This window comes from Pedobacter jaeyakensis (genome assembly GCF_054461315.1).
Map to the genome: position 1 here is coordinate 744,216 of NZ_CM136921.1, position 12,286 is coordinate 756,501.

Annotated in this window: 10 protein-coding genes; 4 read left to right on the forward strand and 6 right to left on the reverse strand. The window is 40.4% G+C overall.

Features of this window, described 5'->3' with window-relative positions; genetic code table 11:
- Positions 1-145: 145 nt before the first annotated feature.
- The 3 genes from ACXZ1K_RS03435 to ACXZ1K_RS03445 are packed head-to-tail and all read right to left on the reverse strand — an operon-like array spanning position 146 to position 4,658.
- A complete protein-coding gene (locus tag ACXZ1K_RS03435) occupies positions 146-2,887 on the reverse strand; it encodes a M14 family metallopeptidase (RefSeq protein WP_458971983.1) in 2,742 nt (913 codons plus the stop codon).
- A gap of 1 nt (position 2,888) precedes the next feature.
- Positions 2,889-3,695 (reverse strand): phosphatidate cytidylyltransferase, encoded by an 807-nt coding sequence (locus ACXZ1K_RS03440; RefSeq protein ID WP_458971984.1) that lies wholly within the window; start codon positions 3,693-3,695, stop codon positions 2,889-2,891.
- Positions 3,696-3,704: 9 nt separating this feature from the next.
- Entirely contained in the window at positions 3,705-4,658 is a 954-nt protein-coding gene (locus ACXZ1K_RS03445; RefSeq protein ID WP_458971985.1) for a CPBP family intramembrane glutamic endopeptidase, read from the reverse strand.
- A 53-nt stretch (positions 4,659-4,711) separates the two neighbouring features.
- Here ACXZ1K_RS03445 and dusB point away from each other — a divergent pair, with 53 nt between their 5' ends.
- Both dusB and apaG read left to right on the forward strand, forming a co-directional pair.
- Complete coding sequence (gene dusB / locus ACXZ1K_RS03450) at positions 4,712-5,710, forward strand: tRNA dihydrouridine synthase DusB (RefSeq protein WP_458971986.1); 999 nt, start codon at positions 4,712-4,714, stop codon at positions 5,708-5,710.
- Positions 5,695-6,081: a Co2+/Mg2+ efflux protein ApaG gene (gene apaG / locus ACXZ1K_RS03455; RefSeq protein WP_458971987.1), complete on the forward strand. Its 387-nt coding sequence runs from the start codon at positions 5,695-5,697 to the stop codon at positions 6,079-6,081. Before dusB ends, apaG begins: the two co-directional genes overlap by 16 nt.
- Here apaG and ACXZ1K_RS03460 read toward each other — a convergent pair.
- Complete coding sequence (locus ACXZ1K_RS03460) at positions 6,078-6,773, reverse strand: zinc metallopeptidase (protein ID WP_458971988.1); 696 nt, start codon at positions 6,771-6,773, stop codon at positions 6,078-6,080. The two genes, apaG and ACXZ1K_RS03460, sit on opposite strands and share 4 nt — an antisense overlap.
- A 220-nt stretch (positions 6,774-6,993) precedes the next feature.
- Here ACXZ1K_RS03460 and ACXZ1K_RS03465 point away from each other — a divergent pair, with 220 nt between their 5' ends.
- The gene (locus ACXZ1K_RS03465; protein ID WP_458971989.1) at positions 6,994-8,220 is read left to right on the forward strand and encodes a DNA recombination protein RmuC; all 1,227 of its coding nucleotides are present in this window, start codon (positions 6,994-6,996) and stop codon (positions 8,218-8,220) included.
- On the opposite strand, the gene thiL is transcribed toward ACXZ1K_RS03465, so the two are convergent.
- Together thiL and nadA are read right to left on the reverse strand one after the other, a co-directional pair.
- Positions 8,217-9,251 carry a thiamine-phosphate kinase gene (gene thiL / locus ACXZ1K_RS03470; protein ID WP_458971990.1) on the reverse strand — a complete coding sequence of 345 codons (1,035 nt, stop codon included), beginning with the start codon at positions 9,249-9,251 and terminating at the stop codon, positions 8,217-8,219. The two genes, ACXZ1K_RS03465 and thiL, sit on opposite strands and share 4 nt — an antisense overlap.
- Positions 9,251-10,249, reverse strand: coding sequence for a quinolinate synthase NadA (gene nadA, locus ACXZ1K_RS03475; protein WP_458971991.1), 999 nt, complete (start codon positions 10,247-10,249; stop codon positions 9,251-9,253). Before nadA ends, thiL begins: the two co-directional genes overlap by 1 nt.
- Before the next feature lie 449 nt (positions 10,250-10,698).
- On the opposite strand from nadA, the gene nadB reads away from it, so the two are divergent.
- Positions 10,699-12,285: an L-aspartate oxidase gene (gene nadB / locus ACXZ1K_RS03480; protein ID WP_458971992.1), complete on the forward strand. Its 1,587-nt coding sequence runs from the start codon at positions 10,699-10,701 to the stop codon at positions 12,283-12,285.
- Position 12,286 lies beyond the last annotated feature (1 nt).

Sequence of the window (12,286 nt, forward strand, 5' to 3'; positions counted from 1 at the left end):
ACCTAAGATAAAAGACACCACAAAAAAACGTTCGTTGCATTAGATTAGATATTCGCACAATAGCCATTTTCTGAAATTATGGCTGTGCAGCACTCGGAAGCTATATTTTTAAGATGGGAATCGCAGAAAAAACTAGAGCATCAACCTACTTGTAGAGTTGATTAAACAATAATTTAAAAGTGCCATGAGTTTGGGCCCTAAAAGTAATCTCCGGTCCGAAAGCCAGCAACCGGCCCTTCCCCTGTTTTGCTTCAAAAGCCGCCACACCATCTAAAAGATAGGCTTGCCCCCATGCCCAGCCGCTTTTTAGTGGACTAGCCGTTCCAAACCAGGCTAAGGGTTTTATTAAGCCCGACGAAACTGCATTTGGCGAAATTTTAAAAACCGGACTGTTGTCAAAGTATATGTTCGCTGTACTATCCATACCCAGGTTTGCGGGTTGTTTTCTATCTAGGTTAACAGTTAAAATACTGCCCGGTATATAAAATTTCTCAGCTGGCAGCCGTTTTTCTTCACCGCTTTCGCCCATTTCTACTAAAGCATTTTTAACAGCTAATCCAAGATGATAAGCCAAATTCGTACTACTGCCAATAGTCACGATATCACCCCCGGCATCCATAAATGCTTTTAATTGAGGAATCGTTTTATCCTGTGTTATTCTACCAAGCCTGTTTCTGTATTCCTCCGGCACATCTTCAGGCTTTGGTCCGCTGAACCTGGCGCCGTTTATTGTAGCATTTGCAGGTTGTTTAGCCTGGTAAGCGGGTATGGCGCCTCCTACAAATACGATCACGTCATATTTGGATTTGAGGTCGCCCTTGTCAATCTCCTGTGGATACACCACTGTCGCATCAAAATGGTATTGCTCCATGATCCAGCGAAGCCACCCCGACGGCATAGATCCTCCGTACATGTCCCATATCGCGATTCGGGATTTGCCCAATTTTGCTAATGATTCAGGCTTTTTTTGTGCCGGTAAAACTTTCAGCCCAGTCACTGCCGCAGATTTGTCAATTGCTTTTTTAGCCGCTGCGGAGCCCGGAATGTAAAAGGACCCGTCATTTTGGCTCCTGAAAACCGGCAAACCCGCCTTCAATAGGTCATTTGCCAGTGTATAAGATTCATTTACTGTTCCGCTTACTGCGTATCCTGACGCATTGGGAACTCTCCCGGGTGTTAATTTGATTTCTTCTCCATAAGGCAATTTCGAAAAGGCTCCTTCTACAGCTTCCAGCATTCTATCAAACTTCAGTCCCATGGTAAAGGCAAGTGTCCATCCTGCGGCGTCGTAGGGCGGCGTAGGAGGCCCTCCTTGGTACTTAAAGTCGTTGGGATGATCTTGTGGCTCAAACATGTCCAATATATGCGGACGAAAGGCCTGGTCAGTTTTTACAATAAAAGATCCCTTAGGATATATTTTACCATTTGCTGTAAAGGAAGCCGTTGCTTGTTGAACTTGAACACCTGTTTTGATCAGCGCATTTAAAAAACGAACAGCCGTGGTTTGTTGGGATTCATCTGCAGCAATGATATAAGCCCTGGCGTCCCTCAACGCGGGCGATTTCATCACTGTATCATAATACTTAGCGGGTATGGAACGTGATGATTCATCTATACCCGTTACTGTCATCCGTTTTTGATCCATGGCATAAGCCGCATTTATGGCTCCTAATTTCTTTGGTGAGAATGTCCAGGAATCTTTGCTACCCCGTTCTATAGAATTCTTTCCCATCAAAAAGATGTTGTACAACAGTTCGTCTTTGTAACGCTGTGCATAGTTCAATACCGCATAATTTAAAGATGCCGAATAATCGATCGACTGCCTGAACTTCCATGTCTGAGGGGCAACTGGGTTAGGGGAATCGCTATTGGGCAATAGCCTGCCAGGCACTAAAGGAATTTCGGTGGGAGTAGGACTACCAACAATTTCTGTTAACAGGCCAATGATGTTGTGAAAATAGGTAGTGGTCCGCAATCCCCCATTATACCAGGTAGAAAAGGATGATCCATTACGCTGTGTATATCCTGGTTTTCCCTCGGCGTTTAAACGGTTGTGCATCGCTGCTCCAACCGCATCCAGACTGGTCATCAATACGGGGTCAAATACATAGTTAAATGGGTCCCTGTAAGGTGCACCAGCGACAATAGTTCCAGCAGGCCCTGCCTGATGGTGGTTGTACATGATTTGCGGAAGCCATTCTACAAAGAGCTGCCGGCAAATATTCTGCGTTTCTTTCATGTTCAGCATAAAGAAATCGCGGTTATTGTCGTGCCCAATGTATTTTTGATAGAGCCGGGGAACTCCAGAAAGCGTTCGCTTCAAAGGGTCTTTTTCGCGCATATACCAATTGCTGATCAGTTCCTGACCGTCGGGATTTGCATGCGTCATCAATATGATCACATCATTCAGAATCTTTTTAGTCTCCGCATCCTGCCTGATGGCAAATTGATAGGCACTCTCTATCAGCTGATGGATGCCAACAGTTTCATTGGCGTGCAGGCCTCCATCTATCCATACTACCGCTTTACCTTCGGCGGCCAGATCTTTTGCCTGCTGTGTACTTAAACCCTCTGCATGGGCAAGCTGTTGTGATATTTGCTGATAACGCGCAAGATTTTTCAGGTTTTCAGGCGATGAAATGATCATCATGTACTGAGTTCTGCCTTCTTCGGTCTTACCGATATCTACTAGTTTAACTCGATCTGATGCAGCGGCTAACTTTTTAAAATAGGCTTCCGTTTGTGTGAAATTAGCCAGCTGGTAATCGTCGCCGATGTTGAACCCAAAATGCGCCTTCGGATCAGGTATATTTTGTGCCTGACAAAATTGAGCCCCACTAATAAATAAGCAAAGAACAGCAGTCCGAAGTACGTTTTTGAGATTCATGTCAATTTATAATCAGGTACACATAGGCGTAAACAACTGGCGCGGCCAGCAGTAAACCATCAAAACGATCCAGAAAACCACCATGACCAGGCAAAATACTGCCTGAGTCTTTTGCATTCAGACTGCGCTTTAACATCGACTCTACCAGGTCTCCAAGTGTACCAAATGAGGCGATTAATATTGCCATGCCTGCCCAAAGTAAAGCGCCCATATCCTTAAAGAAATAAGACAAAATATAAGAGACCAAAACGCTGGTCAGCATTCCTCCAAAAAACCCTTCCCATGACTTCTTAGGAGAGTGTCGTTCAAATAACCTGGTTTTACCAAATTTTGATCCGAATAAATAGGCGCCGGTGTCATTTGCCCACAGCATCAATAAAAAGGAGAGTGGTAAATGAAAATTATAGTTTCCGGGGATCATAAAACCCAGAGAGTAAAAGAAACAAAAAGGTGCTGTTACATAGATAAAGCCTACAAAGGTGTAGGAAATATTGGCAAAAGGAATCTTCTCTTTCTTATACAATTCACTAATAAATACCGAGAAAATGAGCGGTACAAGTAACAACAAATACTTGGTTTCAAATTGTAAATAATGGAGCCCTGCAGTCATCAAGAATATAAGCGAAGCAGCGGCAAGTGCGATATTGCGGTGGGGTCTGATCCCCGCCGTTTTGATCAGGCTAAAAAACTCAAACAGGGTGGCTACACTTAAAAGAAGATAAAAAACGGTATAGGTATAGCTCCCTAAAAAGATAGAGCCAAGCATCACAATGGTAAAGAAGAATGCGGTTATGGCGCGTGTTTTCATCTGATTTATTTAAACTTCTGTATTTAAAAAGGGGGATTCGTGTTGTTTTAACGCTGGTTTACTTTGCTTCTTAAAGATTTGAAACAAAGCAATGGTGATGATAAAACTAATTAAATAGCCATACCAGGGAAAATGCGCTGTATTATCTGCATCATCCAAAGGCATATTGTGTTGCTGCATGTAATAGGCTTGGCAAACTGCAAAAGCATTGTTTAAGAAGTGCGCCAGAATACTGCACCATAAGCTTCCGCTCCAAACGTAGAGGTAGCCAAAACCAGCACCAAGTAAAAATCTTGGGAGGAAGCCATAAAATTGCAGGTGTATGGCACTGAAAATAAATGCCGAAGCCCAAATGGCCACATGTGTATTGTTAAATATTCGAATTAAAATCCTTTGGACTGCTCCTCTAAACATAAACTCTTCAGATACCGCCGCAACTAGGGCTACCAGAAATATATTGATCAGGAAATCTTTGGTATTGTCCATTTTAAGCAGAAGCAGGGTAGTTTGTTTTAGCGACTCCTCACTTTCTTTCATCCATCTTTCTACTCCGCTCAGAAAATCCGGCAAACTCATTTTCTGGTTGATCAAAGAAGTCCATTCCATAAACGGCATGCTGAACATCATGATCAACACCACCAATCCCACCGGCTTAAAACCTGGTTTCTTTAATTCGTAAAATTGGCTGGACTTTTGTCCTTCCGTTAGCGAAAGCAGAAAAGGAGGGACTAGAAAAAGACCTACCGACTGTGCAAATAAGAATATCTGCAGCACCGGTCTGTACTTCAGGTCACCGCCCGTTAGTATCTGTGGGTTTCTAAATATTTCCATACCATACATGGCAAATACGCCTCCAAATGCAAGGAACGCACAAACAGCCAGGCCTACCAGCGCATAGGCCAGCAGCATTAAAGCTTGCAAATAAGGGCTATTCTCTTGTCTTGACTTTTGTATGGAATTCATTATTTGTAAAGTTTGTACCTTTGTAGCTTGAAATTTGGTTTGAAGATAGAAAAATGTCTGTAAAGATAGGAAATATTGATCTTGGGGAGTTCCCTTTATTACTTGCTCCAATGGAGGACGTAAGTGATCCGCCGTTCCGTTTTGTTTGCAAGCAAAATGGTGTTGATATGATGTACACCGAATTTATCTCTTCAGAAGGATTGATCAGGGATGCCGCAAAGAGTAGGGCAAAACTGGACATTTTTGAATATGAGCGCCCAATAGGCATCCAGATTTTTGGTAGCGAAATTGACCACATGCGCGAAGCCACGGAGATAGCAACCGCTGCTGGCCCGGATTTGATGGACATCAATTATGGATGCCCTGTAAAACAAGTGGCTTGTCGCGGTGCAGGTTCTGCTTTATTACAGGACATTGATAAAATGGTGAGTATGACAGAGGCTGTTGTTAAAGCCACCCATCTTCCGGTTACTGTAAAAACGCGACTGGGCTGGGATGATACAACCAAAAACGTAGAAGAGGTGGCAGAAAGACTTCAGGACATTGGAATACAGGCACTCACGATACACGGCCGTACAAGAGCACAAATGTATAAAGGAGAAGCAGATTGGACACTCATCAGGCAGATTAAGCGGAACCCCCGCATTAAAATACCCATTTTTGGAAATGGCGACGTGACCAGTATAGAAAAGGCCGCAGACTGGAGACTGGAATTTGAAGTGGATGGTATTATGATAGGTCGGGCCGCAATTGGCTATCCATGGATATTTAGAGAAATTAAACATTTTTTTAAAACAGGGGAGATATTACCTGGCCCTACCATTACAGAGCGCGTATCCGTTTGCCGGACTCATTTTGAACGGTCAATTGACTGGAAGGGCCCAAGGGTAGGGGTATTTGAAATGAGGCGTCATTATGCCAATTATTTCAAGGGAATTCCAGATTTTAAAAATTACCGGATGCTATTGGTAAAAGAAGATAATATTGAAACAATTCATAGTATATTGGACGAAATAGCAGATAAATATCAAGAATTATGGTTACAGCTATAACCCAGGGTGTAAAGATTTCAGTAGAAACGAGTTACCAGGAAGATCAATCTAATCCTGCCAATGACTATTTTATGTTTGCCTACCGGATCACTATTGAAAACCTATCAGATTATGCTGTACAACTTAAAAGGAGGCAGTGGTTTATCTTTGATTCCAGTGGTTCACAGCGTGAAGTTGAAGGAGAAGGGGTAGTGGGTTTACAACCAATTATTGAACCCGGAGAAAGTCATTCTTATGTGTCCGGATGTCAACTTTCTACAGAAATTGGTAACATGAGCGGCAATTACCTGATGCACCGCCTGGCCGATAACAATTCTTTTACTGTAGATATACCTGAATTTGAATTAATTGTTCCTTATCGATTAAATTAGTCTTTATTCCTACCAAATAAGATAGACAAGTAGTAAACCAAATTGGTCATGGCTCCTAATGCAGAGATTACGTAGGTCATGGCAGCCCACCATAATGCATCCTTAGCTTGCGCATGTTCTTCTGTAGTATGCAAAACAACTCGATTGTTCTTTAACCAGATCAATGCCCTTCGGCTGGCATCAAATTCCACAGGCAGCGTGATGATGCTAAATAAGGTGATTAAGATCAATCCTGCAACACCAATAGTGAGCACAAAAGGATTAAAAGTAAAAGCAATCAACAAAACACCCAATATCAACACCCATTGTAATAAGTTGGAGGTAAGACTTACAAGAGGTACCATGCTGGTACGTAAGTTCAACCAACTGTAGGATTTATTGTGCTGAACGGCGTGGCCACATTCATGAGCGGCAACTGCAGCGGCAGCTACACTCCTGCCATAATATACATCTGTACTTAAGTTAATTGTCTTTTCCTCAGGATTATAATGATCTGAAAGCTGTCCTTCAGTACTCATTACTTTCACGTCAAATATTCCGTAATCGTGCAGCATCTTTTCTGCAACTTCTTTGCCTGAAAATTCCGAGTTCAATTGCATTTCTGCATACATTGAAAATTTACTTCTAAATCGCCACTGCACAAACATGCTTAATATCAGAACTGGAACTATTAAAAATAAATAAATTCCCATTATCGTAAGTGTATGTTTTTCAGCTGTGGTAAATCAAAAAGCGTTCCCTTTTATCAACCAAAAAGAAAATACTTAGAATTATTACAATTAGATCAATTGATAACAAATTTATCTTCCAGCCTATTACTGTAAAATCATTCCAAATTATAGCCTTAAATCCCGCAATAAATTTCCCTTGTCAATTTATATTTTATTGAGCATTTTTGTTAAAAATATTAGCATGGAAGTAGTTGTTATAGGATTATTGATCATAATTTTAGTATCTATATTTATATATAGGTTGCTCGACTCCAATAAAAAAGAGAAAAAATCATTACAGGAAGAAATAGCTGAGCTGCGCTTAAATTACATGAACGAACGGGACAAGGTGATTAAAGCCGAGCAGCGGCTCCTGGCACAAATTGAAAAACAGGTTCAACAAGAAAAATACATTGACGATCTGCAACATCGTTTCAAACTGGAGTTTGAACATATTGCCAATAAAATATTAGATGAAAAGTCTGCCAAGTTTACGGAGACAAACAGGACAAATCTGGATATTATTTTAAACCCACTAAAGGAAAATATCAGGGCCTTCGAAGAGAAGGTAGAAAAGGTATATAAATCAGAATCTGACGAGCGAAATATCCTTAAAGGTGTAATTAGCCAGCTAATGGACCAGAGTAAACTGATCAGTGAAGAGGCCGGCAACCTCACCAGGGCACTAAAAGGCGACAGTAAAAAGCAAGGAAACTGGGGTGAAATCATATTAGAAAGAATCTTAGAACGTTCAGGATTAGTAAGAGACCGAGAATATAGAATTCAAACCAACTTGAATCATGCTGATGGCAACCGGCTACAACCCGATGTGATCTTAGATTTGCCCGATGATAAACATGTAATCATAGATTCCAAAGTATCACTTGTTGCCTACGAACGCCTGCTTTCTGCAGATACCGATGAGGCAAAAGAAAGCTATTTGAAACAGCATATCCTTTCTATTAAAACACACATACAGGGCTTGTCCAGTAAAAACTACCATGACCTTTATCAAATAAATTCCCCTGATTTTGCATTGCTTTTCATCCCCATAGAATCTTCTTTTGGTATTGCGGTTCAACAGGATGCTGAACTTTTTAATTATGCCTGGGATAGAAAAGTAGTTATTGTAAGCCCATCCACTCTACTGGCTACTTTAAGAACAATTTCCAGTATCTGGAAACAGGAAAGGCAAAATAGAAATGTACTGGAAATAGCTCGCTTAAGCGGAAGCATGTATGATAAATTTGTAGGCTTTTTAGCGGATATGGAAGGTATTGGAAAAAACATACGACTGAGTCAGGATGCTTATGATAAGGCCCTAAATAAACTGAGTAAAGGATCAGGTAACCTGGCCAGTACGTCAGAAAAGATCAAAAAATTAGGTGCCCGTGCAACTAAGCAAATAGACACCAAATTTTTAGATTAAAATGCTTTCCATCCCTGTGCCTTAATATCATGTACCACATTGGATTTAGATATCATCTTACAGCCGGAATTTTTATCGGTAATGTGTCCAATAACAGTGATGTCAACATCATGTTTTAGCTTGGTATAATCACTTTGTTTAATGGTAAAAAGAAGTTCATAATCTTCTCCACCACTTAAGGCACAGATAGTTGGATCTAAACCCAGTTCCCTCGCTGTTTCATAGGTCAATGGATCAATCGGTATCTTTTCTTCATAGAGATTACATCCTTTTTCTGATTGTTGGCAGATATGCAATATCTCAGAGGCCAATCCGTCAGATACATCAATCATCGATGTAGGTTTAATGTCCATTTGCGACAATAAATCTACTATATCCCGTCTTCCTTCGGGTTTTAGCTGCCTTTCAATGATGTAGTCCTTTCCTTCCAAATCGGGCTGTATATTTGGATTTTCCAGGTATACCAGCTTTTCTCTTTCTAATATCTGCAAACCAACATAAGCACCACCTAAATCACCAGAAACACAGAGTAAATCACCTTCTCCAGCACCGTTTCTATAAGTCACATCTTTCTTGTCTGCATAGCCTATACTGGTTACACTGATCACCAACCCTTGCTTGCTGGTAGAAGTATCTCCACCTATCAAATCAATGTTAAACTTATTACATGCCAGTTCAATTCCTTTATAAATCTCTTCTACAGCTTCCAAAGGAAACTTGCTGGATAAGCCTATACTAACTGTAATCTGGGTAGCGATACCATTCATCGCATAAATGTCGCTTAGGTTCACTTGTACGGCTTTATAGCCTAAATGCACCAGGGGTACATAAGCCAAATCAAAATGAATTCCTTCCAACAACAGATCAGTGGATATCAAGACTTGCTTATCTTCAAAATTTAGTACTGCTGCATCGTCTCCAATTCCTTTGATGCTGCTTTCATGTCTAATTTTAAAATTATCAGTCAGGTGTTTGATCAAACCAAATTCACCCAATTCTGCTATATCTGTACGTTCTTTATTTTCAAACATTATAATCCTAATTGTGCTGATATCTCCAGCATTCGTTCTATGGGTTTTCTCGCTTCAACAATGATATGTTCTGGAACAGTAACTTCTGGTGTACCGTTTTTTAAACATAAATAAAGTTTCTCCAGCGTATTTCTTTTCATGTAAGGGCAATCATTACATGCGCAGTTGTTGTTAGGAGGAGCAGGTATAAAGGTTTTGTCAGGGTTTGCTTTCTCCATCTGGTGGATAATACCGCTTTCCGTTGCCACAATAAATTCCTTTGCATCGCTATTTGTAGAATACTTCAGCAAACCTGTTGTAGAACCAATGTAGTCGGCCATACTCAATACTGCTTCTTCACATTCCGGGTGGGCAATAAACTTGGCGTTTGGATGGCGCTCCTTTAGTTTGGTTATCTTTTCTCTGGAGAAAATTTCATGCACCATACATGCCCCGTTCCACAATACAAGATCACGACCAGTTTTCTTGGCTACCCAGGCACCGAGGTTCTTATCAGGACCAAATATGATCTTTGTTTCTTTTGGTAAACTTTCTACAATTTGTACTGCATTTGTAGAGGTACAAACAATGTCACTTAAAGCTTTCAATTCTGCTGTGCAATTCACGTATGTGATCACCACATGGTCTGGATATTTCTCTTTAAATTTCCTGAACAGGTGGGGCGGACAACTGTCGGCCAATGAGCATCCCGCCTTTACATCAGGCAACAATACCTTTTTATTTGGCGATAAGATCTTAGCTGTTTCGGCCATGAAATGAACTCCTGCAAAAACAATCACATCTGCCTCAGTTTTTGCAGCCTCTTGAGAAAGCCCTAAACTGTCTCCAATATAATCTGCAATATCTTGTATATCAGGTTCTTGATAATAATGCGCAAGTATTATCGCATTCTTTTCCTTTTTTAACTTTTCAATCTCATCAAATAGATCAAGGGTAGGATCAATCTTTTCGTCAACAAATCCTTTCCTGCTTAATTCTTCTAATGTATCCGTTTCCATCTGTTCGTATTTTGCTTTAAGTTCTGTTTGGCATTTGTAAAGGTAAGTGCTTTCAACAGATCAATAAATTATAATTATTTAATATAAATAGATTTCTATTGTTTATTAGTGTGTTGGTATTGTTTGTAAGTATTGGATTTTAATGCTGTGATCTGACTTACTCTAAACTTACCAACAATTTAAATGCTTTTATATTTTGAATTTTAACTGATTTACAACGTTATATTATTTGACATAAAAACTTATCAATAGCGATATGTTCATTCTTAACAGGTGTATAAAAAGTTAATAAACTCCACAAAGTTGCTTAAAAATAACTTAAATAATTGTGTTGAATTATCATTTTAGAGTAGCTTTAAACATTCAACAATACTTGCTCTATTTATTTAGACATTAAGTTAACACTTGTTGTAGGGTTGTTAACATAGTTTTTTAAACGCGTACATTTAATGAGAAAAGTCGATTTTTTGGTGATAGGTTCTGGCATAGCCGGATTGAGTTTTGCACTCAAAGCTGCTAAACACGGTAAAGTCCTGATAGTTACAAAGTCTAATGAGGATGAGTCAAATACGAAGTATGCCCAGGGCGGTGTCGCAGTTGTTGTTGATAAAGACGATTCTTTCGAAAAACATATAGAAGACACACTAATTGCCGGTGATGGCTTGTGCAATAAGGAAATTGTGGAAATCGTTGTTAAAGAGGGCCCACAGCGGATTCAGGAGATTATCGACTACGGGATAAACTTTGATAAGAATCAGACTGGTGTGTACGATTTGGCGAAGGAAGGTGGTCATTCTGAGCACCGTGTGTTGCATTATAAGGATGTAACGGGTTACGAAATTGAAAGTGTGTTGTTGAAGCAAATTCATCAAAATGATAACATAGAGATATTAACACATTACTTTTGTCTGGAGCTCATTACCCAGCACCACTTGGGTAAACATGTTGATAAGAGTACTACTGATATCAACTGTTATGGTATATATGCCTTTAATACAGAGCGTAACGATGTTGAAAAGATTTTAGCTAATGTGACTATCCTTGCTTCTGGTGGTGCTGGTCACATCTATTCCAGTACCACGAATCCGGTTATTGCTACCGGAGACGGAATGGCCATGGTTTATCGCGCTAAAGGAAAATTGCGGAATATGGAGTTTATACAGTTCCACCCAACAGCATTGTATCACCCGGGGGAGTATCCGGCTTTTCTTATCTCTGAAGCAGTTCGAGGATTTGGAGGGGTGTTAAGAAGGAAGAATGGGGAGGAATTCATGTATGAATACGACAAAAGGGGTTCCTTGGCTCCTCGTGATATTGTTGCCCGGGCCATAGATTCTGAAATGAAAAAGTCTGGTGAAGATTTCGTTTATCTTGACATCAGAAACAGGAGCAAGGCTGATATTTTAAGCCATTTTCCAAATATATATGCGAAGTGTTTATCGATCGGCATAGACATGACCAAGGACCTCATTCCAGTTACACCCGCTGCTCATTACATGTGTGGGGGCATCCTGGTGGATGAGAATGGAAGGTCGTCTATCAACAACTTATATGCCTGTGGTGAATGTTCTTCTACCGGTTTACACGGTGCCAATAGGCTGGCATCTAACTCTCTGTTAGAAGCTCCTGTCTTTGCACATCGGATTTACTTAGACGCAGTTGCGGCGTTTCAAAAGAACATTATACCTGACAATATACCTGACTGGAATGACCATGGTGTTACGCAATCCAATGAGGATATATTGGTTACACATAATTTAAGGGAAACACAGAAATTAATGAGTGATTATGTGGGTATTGTCCGGTCAGATTTCCGCCTGGAGCGTGCCATGCGGCGCTTATTTCTCCTACACCAGGAAACTGAGGATTTCTATAAAGAGAATAAGGTTTCTGTTAAACTCTGTGAATTGAGAAATGTAATTCAGGTGGCATTTGTGGTGATTAAGTCGGCCATGGCCAGAAAGGAGAGTAGGGGCCTTCACTTTACCACTGATTACCCTGAACACATGGATAAATTAATTGATACTGTTTTTTAAA

What these genes read in the sequence shown, in the direction of transcription:
- nadB (WP_458971992.1), top strand. Translation starts at nt 10,699, where the DNA reads ATGAGAAAAGTCGATTTTTTGGTGATAGGTTCTGGCATAGCCGGATTG.
- ACXZ1K_RS03465 (WP_458971989.1), top strand. Translation starts at nt 6,994, where the DNA reads ATGGAAGTAGTTGTTATAGGATTATTGATCATAATTTTAGTATCTATA.
- thiL (WP_458971990.1), bottom strand. Translation starts at nt 9,251, where the DNA reads ATGTTTGAAAATAAAGAACGTACAGATATAGCAGAATTGGGTGAATTT.
- apaG (WP_458971987.1), top strand. Translation starts at nt 5,695, where the DNA reads ATGGTTACAGCTATAACCCAGGGTGTAAAGATTTCAGTAGAAACGAGT.
- ACXZ1K_RS03435 (WP_458971983.1), bottom strand. Translation starts at nt 2,887, where the DNA reads ATGAATCTCAAAAACGTACTTCGGACTGCTGTTCTTTGCTTATTTATT.
- nadA (WP_458971991.1), bottom strand. Translation starts at nt 10,249, where the DNA reads ATGGAAACGGATACATTAGAAGAATTAAGCAGGAAAGGATTTGTTGAC.
- ACXZ1K_RS03445 (WP_458971985.1), bottom strand. Translation starts at nt 4,658, where the DNA reads ATGAATTCCATACAAAAGTCAAGACAAGAGAATAGCCCTTATTTGCAA.
- dusB (WP_458971986.1), top strand. Translation starts at nt 4,712, where the DNA reads ATGTCTGTAAAGATAGGAAATATTGATCTTGGGGAGTTCCCTTTATTA.
- ACXZ1K_RS03460 (WP_458971988.1), bottom strand. Translation starts at nt 6,773, where the DNA reads ATGGGAATTTATTTATTTTTAATAGTTCCAGTTCTGATATTAAGCATG.
- ACXZ1K_RS03440 (WP_458971984.1), bottom strand. Translation starts at nt 3,695, where the DNA reads ATGAAAACACGCGCCATAACCGCATTCTTCTTTACCATTGTGATGCTT.